At 32.7% G+C, this 16439-nt stretch carries 13 protein-coding genes; 12 read left to right on the top strand and 1 reads right to left on the bottom strand.

Annotation, left to right across the window (positions count from 1 at the left end):
* Positions 1 to 16: 16 nt before the first annotated feature.
* From DWX29_RS07165 to DWX29_RS07120, 10 genes are all read left to right on the top strand, one after another.
* A complete protein-coding gene (locus DWX29_RS07165; protein WP_022088224.1) occupies positions 17 to 568 on the top strand; it encodes a DJ-1 family glyoxalase III in 552 nt (183 codons plus the stop codon).
* A 290-nt stretch (positions 569 to 858) separates the two neighbouring features.
* Positions 859 to 2139, top strand: coding sequence for a trigger factor (tig, locus tag DWX29_RS07160; protein ID WP_117910325.1), 1281 nt, complete (start codon positions 859 to 861; stop codon positions 2137 to 2139).
* Between the two features lie 25 nt (positions 2140 to 2164).
* Positions 2165 to 2746, top strand: coding sequence for an ATP-dependent Clp endopeptidase proteolytic subunit ClpP (gene clpP, locus DWX29_RS07155; RefSeq protein ID WP_117910326.1), 582 nt, complete (start codon positions 2165 to 2167; stop codon positions 2744 to 2746).
* 62 nt (positions 2747 to 2808) lie between these two features.
* Positions 2809 to 4113, top strand: coding sequence for an ATP-dependent Clp protease ATP-binding subunit ClpX (gene clpX / locus DWX29_RS07150; RefSeq protein ID WP_117910327.1), 1305 nt, complete (start codon positions 2809 to 2811; stop codon positions 4111 to 4113).
* Positions 4114 to 4128: 15 nt separating this feature from the next.
* The gene (gene lon, locus DWX29_RS07145) at positions 4129 to 6447 is read left to right on the top strand and encodes an endopeptidase La (protein ID WP_118565499.1); all 2319 of its coding nucleotides are present in this window, start codon (positions 4129 to 4131) and stop codon (positions 6445 to 6447) included.
* Positions 6448 to 6478: 31 nt separating this feature from the next.
* The gene (yihA, locus tag DWX29_RS07140) at positions 6479 to 7066 is read left to right on the top strand and encodes a ribosome biogenesis GTP-binding protein YihA/YsxC (protein ID WP_022088229.1); all 588 of its coding nucleotides are present in this window, start codon (positions 6479 to 6481) and stop codon (positions 7064 to 7066) included.
* Between the two features lie 7 nt (positions 7067 to 7073).
* Complete coding sequence (locus DWX29_RS07135) at positions 7074 to 7592, top strand: DUF4364 family protein (protein WP_022088230.1); 519 nt, start codon at positions 7074 to 7076, stop codon at positions 7590 to 7592.
* A gap of 288 nt (positions 7593 to 7880) precedes the next feature.
* Positions 7881 to 9107 (top strand): DUF4317 domain-containing protein, encoded by a 1227-nt coding sequence (locus tag DWX29_RS07130; protein ID WP_118565498.1) that lies wholly within the window; start codon positions 7881 to 7883, stop codon positions 9105 to 9107.
* Between the two features lie 111 nt (positions 9108 to 9218).
* A complete protein-coding gene (locus DWX29_RS07125; RefSeq protein WP_022088232.1) occupies positions 9219 to 10955 on the top strand; it encodes an ABC transporter ATP-binding protein in 1737 nt (578 codons plus the stop codon).
* On the top strand, positions 10945 to 12714 hold the full coding sequence (locus tag DWX29_RS07120) for an ABC transporter ATP-binding protein (protein ID WP_117910330.1): 1770 nt from the start codon (positions 10945 to 10947) through the stop codon (positions 12712 to 12714). The genes DWX29_RS07125 and DWX29_RS07120 overlap by 11 nt, the downstream gene beginning before the upstream one ends.
* 242 nt (positions 12715 to 12956) lie before the next feature.
* Here DWX29_RS07120 and DWX29_RS07115 read toward each other — a convergent pair whose 3' ends face one another.
* Complete coding sequence (locus DWX29_RS07115) at positions 12957 to 14105, bottom strand: NADP-dependent malic enzyme (RefSeq protein WP_118565497.1); 1149 nt, start codon at positions 14103 to 14105, stop codon at positions 12957 to 12959.
* A gap of 262 nt (positions 14106 to 14367) precedes the next feature.
* Between DWX29_RS07115 and rho the strand changes: the two genes are divergently transcribed.
* Together rho and rpmE are read left to right on the top strand one after the other, a co-directional pair.
* Positions 14368 to 15969, top strand: a complete 1602-nt coding sequence (gene rho / locus DWX29_RS07110) for a transcription termination factor Rho (protein ID WP_118565496.1) — start codon at positions 14368 to 14370, stop codon at positions 15967 to 15969.
* Between the two features lie 156 nt (positions 15970 to 16125).
* Entirely contained in the window at positions 16126 to 16326 is a 201-nt protein-coding gene (rpmE, locus tag DWX29_RS07105; RefSeq protein WP_022088236.1) for a 50S ribosomal protein L31, read from the top strand.
* The last annotated feature ends 113 nt before the right edge of the window (positions 16327 to 16439 follow it).

Below are 16439 nucleotides of genomic sequence, written 5' to 3'. Positions count from 1 at the left end.
GAAAGGAATAAATAACATGAAGAAAATATATGCATTTTTAGCACAGGGATTTGAAGAAACAGAAGCGTTAATGGTAATAGATTTAATGAGAAGAAGCCATACAATTGATGTTGTTACAGTATCCGTAACAGATGAATTAATGGTTGAAAGTTCTCATAAAGTAAATATTAAGGCAGATAAATTAATTAAAGATATTAATTTTGATGAAGGAAACGGAATTTTTCTTCCGGGAGGTATACCGGGCACACCTAATCTTGAGGCATGCGATATGTTGAAACAGGCAATATTAAAATATTATAAGGAAGGCAAGTATCTTACAGCTATATGCGCAGCACCAAGTATATATAGTCATTTGGGCTTACTAAAAGATAAAAGAGCTACATGTCATGGAAGTTTTGAAAAAGAAATGGATTGCAAAGAATATGGTGGAAGCGTAGTTACTGATGGACAGTTTGTTACTGCAAACGGATTAGGAGCAGCATTAGAGATGGGACTTGAAATGGTATCTATATTAGACAGCGAAGAAAAAGCAGGAAGTATTGCTGAAGCAATTCATTTTAATAGATAGTAAATCTGCATAATAAAGAATTGATAAAATGCAATAGTTAAAACACTTAGAAGTTTATAATTTATATAGAGAAAGTTTACAAATAATATTATATAAGTATTAAATAAAAAAATAATAATTGATAAAAAGAGAGTTGAAAAAGTTAATAAAAAAATGATGACAGTATCTTGCATTTATGTTATAATGTTGTACTGCGTATAGGGTGTAGTATGCCCTGTTGCAATCAAAAAGATAGAAAGATGGACACTGACTCATAGTCCATTTTACATATTCAAGGAGGAAATATTAAGATGAGTTTACAAGTTGAAAAGTTAGAAAATAACACTGCAAAGCTTACAATTGAAGTACCTGCTGAAGAGGTTGAAAAGGCTATAGAAAGTGCATACCAGAAATCTAAATCTAAATTCAGCATTCCTGGATTTAGAAAAGGTAAAGTACCTCGTAAGATGATTGAAAAGATGTATGGCGTTGGCGTATTTTATGAAGATGCTGTAAATAGCATGATTCCTGGAGCTTATGCTGATGCTGCAACAGAAAGTGAATTAGAAATCGTTGCTCAGCCTGAAATCGATATCGTACAGATTGAAGCTGGAAAGCCATTTATCTTTACAGCAGAAGTAGTATTAAAACCTGAAGTAGAACTTGGAAAATACAAAGGAATTGAAGTAGAAGCTAAGGATACAACAGTAACAGATGAAGAAGTTGATGCTGAATTAGCAAAGGTTCAGGAACAGAACTCAAGATTAGTTGCTGCAGATGATAAAGAAGTGGAAAATGGAGACCAGGTAACAATCGATTTTGAAGGATTTGTTGATGGTGTTGCATTTGAAGGTGGAAAGGGTGAAGATTATCCATTAACAATTGGATCACATTCATTTATTGACACATTTGAAGATCAGTTAGTAGGAAAGAAAGTAGGAGACGAAGTTGAAGTTAACGTTACTTTCCCAGAACAGTATCAGGCTGAAGAACTTGCAGGAAAACCAGCAATGTTCAAGGTAAATATTAAAGAAATCAAGGTTAAAGAACTTCCTGAATTAGATGATGATTTCGCTCAGGATGTATCTGAATTTGATACACTTGCTGAATACAAGGAAGATGTTAAGAAGAACCTTGAAGAAAAGAAGAAAGAAGAAGCAGAACAGCAGAAAGAAGCTGATGTAATTAAAGCAATCGTTGAAGATGCTAAGATGGACATCCATGAAAAGATGATTAAAGCACAGGCACAGCAGATGGTTGAAGATTTTGCTCAGAGAATACAGTCACAGGGAATTTCTTTTGAACAGTATATGCAGTTTACAGGTTCAACACCTGAAATGTTACTTGAACAGGTAACACCACAGGCTGAAGAAAGAATTAAAGCAAGACTTGTATTAGAAGCAGTTGTTAAGGCTGAAAACATCGAAGTTTCAGATGAAGAATTCGAAAAAGAATTAGAAGAAATGGCTAAACAGTACAATATGGAACTTGATCAGATTAAGCAGTTCACAACAGATGCTGATAAAGAGACAATTAAGAAAGACATCGCAGTACAGAAGGCTGCTAAGTTAGTAGTTGACGCTGCAAAATAAATAACAGAAACAGGAGGTATGGCACATGAGTTTAGTACCTTACGTCATTGAACAGACTAGCCGAGGCGAACGTTCATATGACATTTATTCAAGATTATTAAAAGACAGAATTATATTTCTTGGTGAAGAGATTAATGATGCTGTAGCAAGTATAGTTGTAGCACAGTTATTATTCCTTGAATCCGAGGACCCAAGTAAAGATATCCATCTTTATATTAACAGTCCGGGAGGATCAGTTACTGCAGGAATGGCTATATATGATACAATGAAATACATCAAGTGTGATGTTGAAGTTACATGTATCGGTATGGCAGCAAGTATGGGCGCATTCCTTTTATCAAGCGGTACAAAAGGAAAACGTTACGCACTTCCTAATGCAGAAATTATGATTCACCAGCCACTTGGTGGTGCTCAGGGACAGGCAACTGAAATTCAGATTGCTGCAGAGCATATTTTAAAAACAAAGAAAAAGTTAAATGAAATTTTAGCTAGCAATTCAGGTCAGCCACTTGAGGTTGTGGAAGCTGATACAGACAGAGATAATTGGATGACAGCGAAAGAAGCTCAGAAATATGGTTTGATTGATAAGGTTATTGAAACAAGATAGCATGGAATTTATAAGGCACCGCATTAGTGGTGCCTTATTGTTAAAATTAGAAAGAGGTTATGATGGCAGGTAAAAATTTTGATGATAGCAATGTACGCTGCTCATTCTGTGGTAAATCTCAGTATCAGGTAAAGAGACTGATTGCAGGCCCGGAAGGAGTATATATATGTGACGAATGTGTAGAGACTTGCGCAGAAATTGTTGAAGAAGAGGTATACCATGCGCAGGATAGTGCTGTTACAGATGACATCAACTTACTTAAACCAAAAGAAATAAAAGAATTTTTGGATTCATATGTTATAGGACAGGATGAGGCAAAAAAGGTTCTTTCAGTAGCTGTATACAATCATTATAAGAGAGTATTGGCAGGAAATGATTTGGATGTAGAATTACAGAAATCAAACATTCTTATGTTAGGACCAACAGGTTCCGGAAAGACATATTTAGCACAGACTTTAGCAAAAATTCTTAATGTACCGTTTGCAATTGCTGATGCAACTACTTTGACAGAAGCAGGATATGTTGGAGAAGATGTAGAAAATATATTACTTAAACTTATTCAGGCAGCGGATTATGATATTGAAAAAGCACAATATGGAATTGTCTATATTGATGAAATAGATAAAATAACAAAGAAATCTGAAAATGTATCAATCACTAGAGATGTTTCAGGTGAAGGTGTGCAACAGGCATTACTTAAGATTTTAGAGGGAACAGTAGCAAGTGTACCACCTCAGGGAGGAAGAAAACATCCACATCAGGAATTGCTTCAGATTGATACAACAAATGTTTTGTTCATCTGTGGAGGAGCATTTGATGGATTAGAAAAAATTATTGAAAACAGAATGGATCAGAAAGCAATTGGTTTTAATTCTGAAATAACAGATAATACTGAAATGAATAACGATGCGTTATTTGGCGAAGTAATGCCACAGGATTTGGTTAAATTTGGAATTATTCCTGAGTTTATAGGACGTGTGCCTGTAACAGTTGCATTAAAATCATTAGACGAAAATGCATTAGTGGAAATTTTAACAAAACCAAAAAATGCGATTGTAAAACAGTACGAAAAGTTATTTGAACTTGATGGAGTAAAATTAACATTTACGGATGAAGCTTTAAAGACAATTGCTAAAAAGTCGTTTGAAAGAAAGACAGGGGCAAGAGGATTGCGAGCAATTATGGAGCAGACAGTATTAGATGTAATGTATGAAACACCTTCAGATGAAACAATCGAGGAATGCATTATTAATGAAGATGTAGTAAACCAGTTAGCAGATCCTGAGTTAAAGTACAAAAATAATTTGGATGCGAAAATAAAAAGAGCAAATAAGAAAGCAAAGAACGAACAGATTCAACCAGCTTAATGTAAGGGAGTAGAAATGCCAGACGAAATGTTAAATTTGCCGGTAATACCACTTAGAGGATTAACAATATTGCCGGGAACGACAGTTCATTTTGACGTCAGCAGAAAACAGTCTATTGCAGCAGCGAATGAAGCTGTGACGACAGGCGAAAAATTATTTGTAGTAACACAAAAAGACCCGGTGGTAGACGCACCGGGTTTTGATGACGTTTATAAAGTAGGAACTGTTGTTGAAGTAAAACAACTTAATAAGATGCCTGACCGGATAGTGCGTGTGATGGTTGAAGCAAAAGAAAGAGGAATAATTCATTCTTACAATGAAGAAAATTCATGTATTAAAGGCGATATTGAAATAATTAAAGAGCCGGATGAAAAAATTACTCAGGTTAGAGAAATTGCATTATTAAGAGAACTTAAGGATGAATTAGCACTTTATGATGGTATTAATCATGAATTGACACCTGTTGGAATAAAAAATATTGATAATCAGGAGTCATTAAGTGGTACAATGCTTCAGATTATTATGAGAATCCGAATGGATTTTAAAACAAAGCAGAAATATTTAGAGGCAAATACACTACTTGAAAGATATGAAGTGATTTTGTCATTTTTCAGTATTGAAAATGAAATAAGTCAGGTAAAAGCTGAAATTATAGAAAAAGTTAAAACAAATATAGATAAAAATCAGCGAGAACATATTTTAAGAGAACAAATGAGAGTCATCAGGGATGAACTTGGCGAAAATGATGCTACGTCAGATATTGACGAGATGATTGAAAAAACTAAAAAGTTAAATGCTGATGATGAAATAAAAGAAAAAATATTAAAAGAAATAAAAAGATTACGTATGTCAGCGGGTAATCCGGCAGATAGTAATGTATTAAGAAATTATATTGAAACTATGTTGGATATGCCATGGAATAACTGCACGGAAGAAAATCAAAATGTAGAAGATGCTGAGAAAATTTTAAACAGAGATCATTATGGACTTACAGATGTAAAGGAAAGGATGCTCGAATTTCTATCTGTAAGGGTTTTAACAAAAGATAAAGGCGAAAGTCCAATTGTTTGCTTAGTAGGGCCTCCGGGTACAGGTAAGACATCAATTGCGCGCTCAATTGCAGAGGCATTAAATAAAAAATATGTCCGTATATGTTTAGGAGGAGTTACAGACGAGTCTGAGATAAGAGGACACAGGAAAACATATGTTGGAGCTATGCCTGGTAGAATTGCAACTGCTATCAGACAGGCAAATACAGCTAATCCTCTTATTTTACTTGATGAAATTGACAAATTAGGTCAAAGTATTCATGGTGATCCGGCAGCAGCAATGTTAGAGGTGTTAGATTCAGAACAAAATTCTAAATTCAGAGACAATTATTTGGAAGTGCCTTTGGATTTATCGAAAGTAATGTTTATTGCAACAGCTAATGATTTGTCAACTGTTCCAAGACCGCTTTTAGACAGAATGGAAATAGTTGAAGTATCAAGTTATACAGATAATGAAAAATTCCATATTGCTAAAGAGCATTTAATTCAGAAAGAATTAGAGCAAAATGGTTTGAAAAGATCACAACTTACAATATCTGATGAAGCAATAAATAAAATTATAAAATATTATACAAAAGAAGCAGGTGTCAGAAGTCTTGACAGAACAATTGCAAAAATTTGCAGAAAAGCAGCTAAGATAATAGTTGGAAAAGAAAAGAAAAGTATTAAAGTAACATCGAAAAATATTACTAAATATTTAGGAAAAGAAAAATTCCGTCAGGATGAAGCAAATGAAAAGAATGAAATTGGAATTGTTAGAGGACTTGCATGGACTAGTGTAGGTGGAGACACATTACAGATAGAAGTAAATACAATGCCTGGAAAAGGAATACTGGTTTTAACCGGAAATCTAGGCGATGTTATGAAAGAGTCAGCACAGATTGCGCTTAGTTATGCAAAAAGTGTTGCCAAAGAATATGGCGTTGACAGTAAATTCTTTAAAGAGAATGATATACATATGCATATTCCGGAAGGTGCAGTTCCAAAAGATGGACCATCAGCGGGTATAACTATGTCAACAGCAATAGTTTCAGCCATTGCAAATATTCCTGTAGACAGATATTTAGCAATGACAGGTGAGGTTACTCTTAGAGGAAAGGTTCTTCCTATAGGTGGACTTAAAGAAAAATTGTTGGCAGCAAAAGATGCGGGAATGAAAAAAGTACTTGTGCCGGTGAAAAATAAAACTGACGTAGAAGAATTCTCAACTGAAATTACTGATAGACTAAAAATAGTATATGTTTCAGAAATGACTGAAGTATTGAAACAGGCGTTAGTTAAATAATAACGACATATAAATAGAAAGGTAAATCAACATGATAATAAAGAGTGTAGAATTAGAAAAAGTTTGTGGAGTTACAAGCGTAATTCCGGACAATGATAAACCTGAAATAGCTTTTGCCGGTAAATCAAATGTAGGTAAATCATCATTGATAAATGCGTTAATGAATAGAAAATCATTGGCTAGAACATCTTCACAGCCTGGAAAAACACAAACAATTAATTTCTATAATATTAATGATGAATTATATTATGTTGATTTGCCCGGATATGGATATGCAAGTGTATCAAAAGAAGTTAAGGCAAAATGGGGAAAGTTAATTGAAAGATATTTGAGAAACTCTAAGCAGTTACAATGTGTGTTCTTATTGGTAGATATTAGACATGCACCGTCAACTAATGATGTAGAAATGTATGAATGGATCTTGGCAAATGGGTTCTATCCGATTATTATTGCAACAAAGCTGGACAAAATAAAAAGAAGCCAGGTTCAGAAAAATGTAAAGATAATTAAGGAAAAACTTAACGTGGAACCGGGAACAATTATTATTCCTTTTTCAGCTCAGACAAAACAGGGAAGAGATGAAATATGGGATATCATAGATCAGATTACAAAGGAGTAGATAAGAAATGGCAATGGATTCGGCTACATTGTATAAATTAATGATTTTATACATGCTTAATAAGGTTGATTTTCCGTTAACAAATTCACAGATTTCAGAATTTTTCTTAGAAAATGAGTATACGAATTACTTTTCATTACAGGAATCGATAAATGAGTTATGCGAAAATAATTTCGTGTTTTCGGATACAGTAAGAAATACATCATATTATCATTTAACATCAGAAGGAAGAGAAAGTTTAAAATTTTTTGAAAATAAAATTCCTAATGCAATAATTGATGATATGGATACTTTTTTGATAACAAATAAGTATGAACTTAGAAATGAAGTCGGAACAGTTTCTGACTATTACAGAGTAAATGATGGAGATTATATTGTGCATTGTCAGGTAAATGAAGATGCAAGCACATTAATTGAAATAAATCTAACTGTACCAAATAAAGAAAGCGCTGCGAAAATGTGTGCTAAATGGAAAGATGCAAGTCAGGAAATATATGAAATGGTTATAACAAAACTGACGAAATAGCCTTTGGCTATTTTGTCAGTTTTGTTGTAAAGAAAAAATAATGTATATCATGTTCATATGAATTATACGCTAAAAAGACTATGAATTAAAATGAGTAGTGAATAAAAATAGGTATTAAATTTATATAGACTATAAATAAAAATGTATAATAATTTGAAACGATGTTAATTGATGCACTTAAGACAAAAAGAGAGAAAGGAATAGTAATTATTTAAATAGAAAGACAACTACAAATAAAAACAAAGAGTTGGTTGTAAAGAAAATTAATAATTAGATGGTAATAGAGAGATGGATAAAAAAGGAATATTAGAATTAAAAAGAAGAATGACAAAAGATGGCTGTACATTTACAAAAATGACAGGATGTTATGTGGATGGAGAAAAAAATAAGATTGTAAATATAGATGAAAATTTCTTGGGATTAGAGGAAGAAGAATTTTATAAATACCTTGAAATTGCCAAGAAAACATTGTCAGGTACAATAGGCAATAATTTAATGGAATATGAATTTCCATTAGCTGAAGAGGAACCGGGAGGACATCAGCAAAGTCTTATGGCAATTAAGTCAAGTCAGTTAAAGAATGAAGAAATGCTTGAGTCATTTTATGATATGGTAATAGAAAATTATGAACATACAGGAAATTATCTAATTTTATTATTCCATGATGTTTATGATGTAATGACAAAAACAACAGACAATAATAAGTTAGATGAGTCAGAAGAGATATTTGAATATATCATATGCTCAATATGTCCTGTGGCTTTAAGTAAACCGGGACTTGGATACAGAAAAGACGAGAATAGAATTGGAACAGTAGACAGGGACTGGATTGTCGGACTTCCGGAAAGCGGATTTTTATTTCCGGCATTTACAGATAGAAGTACGGATATACATAATGTTATGTTCTATTCAAAGGATGCAAAAGAACCACATAAAGAATTGGTAAATAATATTTTAGGATGTGAAAGCAAACATACAAATGCAGAAAAACAGGTTATTTTTAATAATTTGTTATTAGAGCATGTACCTGAAGATGACCATAAAGAGGTGTTGATCAAAGTTAATGAAAATTTGGCAGATGTAATAGAAGAAAAACCGGAAGAAAAATTAACAGAAGAAGTTGTTGCGCAGGTTATTACTGAAAGTGGCGTAATGGGAAGTGTTGCGCAGAGTATCGCGGAAGAATTTGTGCATACATTAGGTGAAGAATTACCTGAAGCAGAAAATATTGTTGACCAAAAAATTGTGAAACAAAGTGCTGAGAAGAAGGAAAAGATTGAACTTACAGCAAAAGTGGAAGAACTTACAGCAAAGTTAGAAGAAGCAAATGAAACTATTGCAAATAGCACAATTAACAATGACGAAGAAGAAACACAGGAGGCAGATGATAATGAAATTTTTGTAAGAGTTTCAGGTGATAAGAAAGATGAAATAAGAACCCAATTAATTGAAGGACAAAAGTGCATTGTGATTCCTGTATCGGAAGAAGATAACATAAATATTGTGAAGCGTTAAAATTTTTAAAGAGTACAATATCATTCAGAGTTTATAATCTTACTTCATTAAAATGATTATAAAAGAGGAGTTGCAATTACATAAAAGATCTACTGATAAAAAGGAGGAGAAGTGAAAAAATTATCTGCATATATATGGAAAAATAAACTTAGATATATTTTGGCAATAGGCTCGATGATTCTTGCAGTAAGTCTTGATTTAATGTCACCGCAGCTTACAAAACATATTATTGATGATGTTATTGTAGGTGGACAGATAGGCAAATTAAAATATTTACTTGCAGGAATTTTGGCAATAGGCGTAGGAAGAGCGGTATTTCAATATATAAAAGAATATACATTTGACTGCTTAGGTTCTGATATAGCAAGTTCTATGCGAAAAGATTTATTTATACATACACAGAAATTGAGCCAGGATTTCTTTGATAGAACGGATACCGGTGAATTGATGTCAAGAATTAAGGATGACGTTGATAAAATCTGGGATGGATTAAGCTATGTAAGTATGCTGTTGATTGAAGTGGTAATACATACATCAATAGTATTATTTTGCATGTATACAACAAACGTTAAACTTGCGATTATACCTACAGTAGCCATGATTTTTTGTGGATGTATTGCTTTAATTATGGAAAGAAAACTAGGAGCAGTGTATGAGGAAATAAGCGAAGAAAATGCCGAGTTAAATACTGTTGCGGAAGAAAATCTTGCAGGAGTCAGAACAGTTAAGGCATTTGCCAGAGAAAAATATGAAATAGAAAAATTTCTGAATCATAACAACAGATATTATGAATTGAATATGAAGCAGTCAAAAGTATTTGTAAAATATTATCCTTATTTTTCTGTAGTAACAAAAATTTTACCGTTATTAACATTACTCGCAGGCGGGAAAATTGTTATTGATGGAAGAATGTCTTTGGGACAATTGGCTGCAATGGTAGAATATTCAAATAATATAGTGTGGCCGATGGAAATGCTTGGATGGCTTACAAATAGTTTCTCATCAGCAATTGCATCTAATAGAAAATTAAAGAAAATTTATAATGAAGTACCAACAATCAAAGAAAAAGAAAATCCTATAATTCTTGATGAGGTTAAGGGTAAGATTACTTTTGATCATGTGGCATATGGAAAAGAAGGAAAACATATATTAAGAGATGTTTCTTTTGAAGTACAACCTGGAGAAACACTTGGAATTATGGGAGAAACCGGGTCGGGAAAATCTACAATAATTAATCTTATGTCAAGATTTTATGATGCTGATAAAGGAAAAATATGTCTTGATGATGTTGACATAAGGGATATGAAACTAAGTCAGGTAAGAGAAAGTATTTCTCAGGTTATGCAGGATGTATTTTTATTTTCCGACACAATAGCTGAAAATATCAAACTTGGTAAAAAGGACTACATAAGTGAGGAAGAAGTAGAGATAGCTTCAAATAATGCACAGGTAAGTGAATTTGCTACTAAAATGAAAAATAAATATAATACTGTAATAGGTGAAAGAGGTGTTGGACTGTCGGGAGGACAGAAGCAGAGAATCAGCATAGCGAGAGCATTTGCAAAGAAAAATCCAATACTGATATTAGATGATTCTACATCAGCACTGGATATGGAAACAGAGCAACAGATTCAGGAAGCATTAAGGAAATTAGATGGTGTTACAAAGGTTATAATAGCCCATAGAATTAGTGCTGTGAAAAATGCTGATGAAATTATAATTCTCAAAGATGGAATTATCGCTGAGAGAGGAAAGCATCAGCAGTTGTTAGAAAAACATGGCCTTTATTATGAAACATATCAATCTCAATATGGTGATGTAGAAGGGGGTGAAGTGAATGGCTTATAATTCATATAAAGAAGATGAAAAAAGCGTAGAAAAAAGTAAACTTCAAACTCTTAAAAGATTGCTTTCTTATTTGTTAAAATACAAGTGGACAATAGTGTTAGTTTTGATGCTTATGGGATATTGTGTAGTTGTAAGTTTAATAAACCCTCTAATAATTGAGTCAGCAATAGATAATCATATTGGAAATAAAGACTATATAGGCTTATACAAATTATTAATTATAGCGTTAATTATCAATTTAATTGCAACATTTGCCATTAAACTTAGAATGTATATAATGGCTAAAATGTGTAATCAAATATTACTTACAATTAGGCAGGAATTATATACTCATATACAAAAACTTGGATTTAAGTTCTTTGATAGTAGACCTACAGGAAAAATATTATCTAGGATTATCGGAGATATAAATTCCTTAAAAGATGTGCTGTCAAATTGTGTAACAACATTAATACCTGATTTTATTACAGTATGTGCAGTTGTTATTATTATGTTTTCTAAGAATCCAAAACTTGCAGTAGCAGCACTTATAAGTACACCTTTTATGGCAATTGCAATAACAATGATACAGGTTAAGGCTCATCCAAGATGGCAGACTTTTAGAAAAAAATCTTCTAATTTAAATGCGTTTTTGCATGAAGATATGTCGGGAATGAAAATAATTCATAGTTTTACTGCTGAAAAAGAAACAGAAGAAACATTTGATGAGTTACTAAATGAACATAAATCATCATTCAGATCAGCTGTAAGATTAAGTGACTGTTTTGGTTCTGTTATTGATTTCTCATGGGGATTTGGATGTGTTGCATTATATTTTATAGGAATTGTTGTATTGAAAGATGAAAATATTTCTGTAGGTACATTTTTGGCATTTGGAACATATATTAATATGTTTTGGCAGCCTATTAATAATTTAAGCAATTTCTATAATCAGATAACAACAAATATTGCAGGAGCAGAAAGAATATTTGAAATTTTAGATACAAAGCCTGAAATAGAGGATGAGAAAGGTGTTGTCGATTTACCTGATATAAAGGGTGAAGTTACATTTGACCATGTTACATTTGGATATGATGAAGAAAAAGTATTAGATGATGTAAGCTTTGTTATTAAACCGGGAGAAACGATAGCAATAGTTGGACCTACAGGAGCAGGAAAATCAACTATAATAAATCTTATCAGTAGATTTTATGATGCAAATGAAGGAAGAGTGTTGTTAGATGGTTATGATGTAAAAGATGTTTCGATAGAAAGCCTTAGAAAACAGGTTGGAACAATGACGCAGGAAAATTTTATTTTTTCAGGAACTGTCAAAGATAACATAAGATATGGAAAATTAGATGCAACAGATGAAGAAATAATCGAAGCTGCTAAAGCTGTTAATGCTCATGAATTTATAATGAAGCTTGATAAAGGCTATGATACTGAGTTGTTAGAGCGTGGTGGAGGATTATCTATAGGTCAGAAACAGATTTTAGCATTGGCAAGAACAATGGTTTCAAAACCTAAAATACTTATACTTGATGAAGCAACATCAAGTATAGACACAAAAACAGAATTAATAGTTCAAAAAGGGATTGATAAATTGTTGAGTGGAAGAACTTCTTTTGTAATTGCACACAGATTATCTACAATAAAGAGAGCAGATAGAATATTTGTTGTTGATAATGGAAAGATAATAGAAGAAGGAAATCATAGACAATTATTGGAAAAGAAAGGTGCATATTATAATTTGTATATGGCACAGTTCAACATATAACACGAATTGCTACGTTCTTCGAACTCTCGCAATTCTACAAAATATATGAGAAAACAGTTCTATCGGACTATGAATATTCTTATATAAATATATAACACGAATTGCTACGTTCTTCGAACTCTCGCAATTCTACAAAATATTCGAAAACCACCCTATCGGGCTATTTTCTCATATTTTGGCGATTCATAAAAAAGACTGCGTTTTCATGCAAGCATGAATGCAGTCTTTTTTTGAATCTGGTGTTATATGTTTTCTTTTACGGCTTTGCTTACTACTTCAGAAACTTCAGGATTGAAGGCTTCAGGTAAAATAAAGTTTTCGCTTAACTGGTCATCAGGAACGAGAGAAGCAATTGCATTAGCAGCAGCTAATTTCATTTCTTCAGTAATCTGCTTTGCACGACCTTCAAGAGCACCCTTGAAAATTCCAGGGAAGGCAACAACATTGTTAACCTGATTTGGAAAATCAGAACGTCCTGTACCAACGACTCTTGCACCTGCTTCTTTAGCAAGGTCAGGCATAATTTCAGGTGTAGGATTTGCCATTGCAAATATAATAGCGTCTTTGTTCATTGAAGAAACCATTTCCTTAGTTACGATGTTTGGAGCTGATACACCAATAAATATATCTGCACCAACCATTGCATCGGCAAGAACACCATTTTTTCCTTCAAGGTTAGTTACCTGAGCCATTTCCTTTTGAGCCCAGTTTAAATCTTTAACATCATTTGATAATATTCCGTATAAACCGCATATTGTAAGGTCTTTAAAACCATATTTTAATAATAATTTTGAAATTGCAATACCGGCAGAACCATCACCGTTTACAACTACCTTACAATCTTCTTTTTTCTTTCCGACAACTTTTAAAGCGTTGATAATACCGGCAAGAACAACGATTGCTGTTCCATGCTGATCATCATGGAATACAGGGATGTCTAATAATTCTTTAAGTTTACTTTCTATTTCAAAACATCTTGGAGCAGAAATGTCTTCAAGATTAATACCACCGAATCCGGGAGCAATTCTAACAACAGTGTCAATGATTTCCTGTGTATCCTGTGTGTCAAGACAAATTGGAACGGCATTTACATCACCGAATTCTTTAAAAAGAACAGCTTTACCTTCCATAACAGGCATGGCAGCGTAAGGGCCAATATTTCCTAAACCTAAAACAGCACTTCCGTCTGAAACTACGGCTACTGTATTTGCCTTCATTGTGTATTTATAAACATCTTCCGGATTGTTAGCAATTTCAACACAAGGTTTAGCAACACCCGGTGTATATGCAATTGATAAATCCTCACGTGTTTTGATTTTACATTTTGCTTCTGTACTGATTTTACCTACTAAATCAGCGTGGAGCTTTAAAGCTTTTTCATCTGTTGTCATAATAACCTCCAAATATAATATAAATAGTAATAAATGTATATTTTAAACATATACATAAAATCAGGTGTCTGAAGTATAGTAGTAAAAAATACATTTAAACACCTGTTTATAAGCATAACACATTTTTAAAAATTACACTATTATTTTTAAAAAAGATGTGTTAATATAAAAACAGAATCTAGACTCAAGTGGGTTTCCCACACATTTCCCGGATTTAATAATAAATATTGAACAGATAGATAGTGAAAGGACTGGTGCATTTATGAGAGAAAAGTTGCAGTCATTACCAGTGAGCGAATTACGAGCCATTGCAAAGGAAAATGGGATTAAAAGTGTAACAAAGTTAAGAAAACAGCAGTTAGTAGATATGATTTTGGAAGTGAATGAGCGAAATCAGAAAAAGCAGACTGAAGCCGCCAAAAAAGAAGAAGTTGATAATGAAAATAAAGAAAATATACAGGTAGTAGAAGTAAGTACTGAAGAAAAAGAAGATAAGCCTGAAAAGGAAGTAAAGAAAAAAAAGTCAGAAAATAAAGAAAAAAATTCAGAAAGTAATAAAGAGTTAAAGACAGAGAAAAAGAATTCACATAAATTGGAAGGAAAGACTGAACATAGAATAATAAAAACGCATTCTAAAAATGAAAATAAACCGGTACAGAAGGTGCAAAAAAATGAGAAGAGAGATCCTCAGCCAACAGATGAAGGAGATTTTAAATCAGGAATACTTGAAGTTATGCCGGATGGATTTGGATTTATCAGATGTGATAACTATATGCCTGGAGATGATGATGTTTATGTGGCACCATCACAGATTAAAAGATTTAATTTGAAAACAGGAGATATATTAGAAGGAAAAGTAAGAGCAAAGAGAGAATCAGAAAAGTTTGGAGCTCTTTATTATTTAGATAAAGTAAATGATGAATCATTGGAAAAAGTTATTTCCAGACCAAATTTTGAAGATTTAACTCCTATATTCCCTAATAACAGACTTCATTTGGAAACACCATCTGAAAATATGGCAATGAGAATAGTTGATATTATCAGCCCAATTGGAAAGGGACAAAGAGGAATGATTGTGTCTCCACCAAAAGCAGGTAAGACAACCCTTTTAAAACAGGTAGCAAAATCAATTCAGAGTAATAATCCTGAAATGAAAATGATTATTTTATTAATAGATGAAAGACCTGAAGAAGTTACAGATATAAAAGAAGCAATTGAAGGGGAGAATGTAGAGGTAATTTATTCTACATTTGATGAATTACCTGAGCATCATAAACGTGTTTCGGAAATGGTAATCGAAAGAGCAAAAAGATTAGTTGAACATGGAAATGATGTAATAATTTTATTGGATAGTATTACAAGACTTGCAAGAGCATACAACATGACTGTACCGCCAAGTGGAAGAACTTTATCAGGTGGTTTGGATCCGGCAGCACTTCATATGCCAAAGAGATTCTTTGGTGCAGCAAGAAATATGAGAGAAGGTGGAAGCCTGACGATTCTAGCTACAGCATTAGTAGATACAGGAAGTAAGATGGATGATGTTGTATATGAAGAATTTAAGGGAACAGGTAATATGGAATTGGTTCTTGATAGAAAATTATCTGAGAAGAGAGTATTCCCGGCTATTGATATAATTAAGTCAGGTACAAGAAGAGAAGATTTATTATTAGATAGTGAAGAATTAGGAGCATCTTATGTAATAAGAAAAGAAATTAATGGAATGAAGAAAGAAGACGCGGCAGAAAGAATAATTAATTTATTCTATAGAACAAAAAATAATAAAGAATTTATTTCAAAAATTTCAAAAATAAAAAATAATGATGGACCAACAAATTCAACAGGTGCTCACAGATTCACGTAATTTTTGTCGAATCATTATAAAATAAAGTGACATTTAATAAAAAAAGGTTGCTAATAGTAAAAGCATATGCTATAATGACTAGGCTATTGAGTTAAGACGGATTGGCGTTGCCAATAAGCATAAAATTTAATTTAAGGAAATGAAGAGGTGAATGTAATGAGAGAAGGAATCCATCCAGATTACCAGCAGGCAACCGTTACATGTAACTGTGGTAACACATTCGTAACAGGTTCAACTAAGTCAGATATTCATGTTGAAATTTGTTCAGCATGTCATCCATTCTACACAGGACAGCAGAAAGCAGTTTCAGCTCGTGGTAGAATTGATAAGTTTAATAAGAAATATGGTATTCAGTAAGTATTAAGGATAACAGGTTGGGAATTTTTGTTCTCAACCTATTTTCTTATGTAAAGATATGCAGGTTAGAAGCATAATCTGATTATGAAAATAGGGATATTTAATATTTTTAT

It is taken from the genome of Eubacterium sp. AF19-12LB (assembly GCF_003479125.1).
Lineage (GTDB): Bacteria > Bacillota > Clostridia > Lachnospirales > Lachnospiraceae > Eubacterium_U > Eubacterium_U album.
The sequence above is the reverse complement of the archived record's forward strand: the minus strand, read 5'-3'. Positions and strand labels throughout refer to the sequence as shown.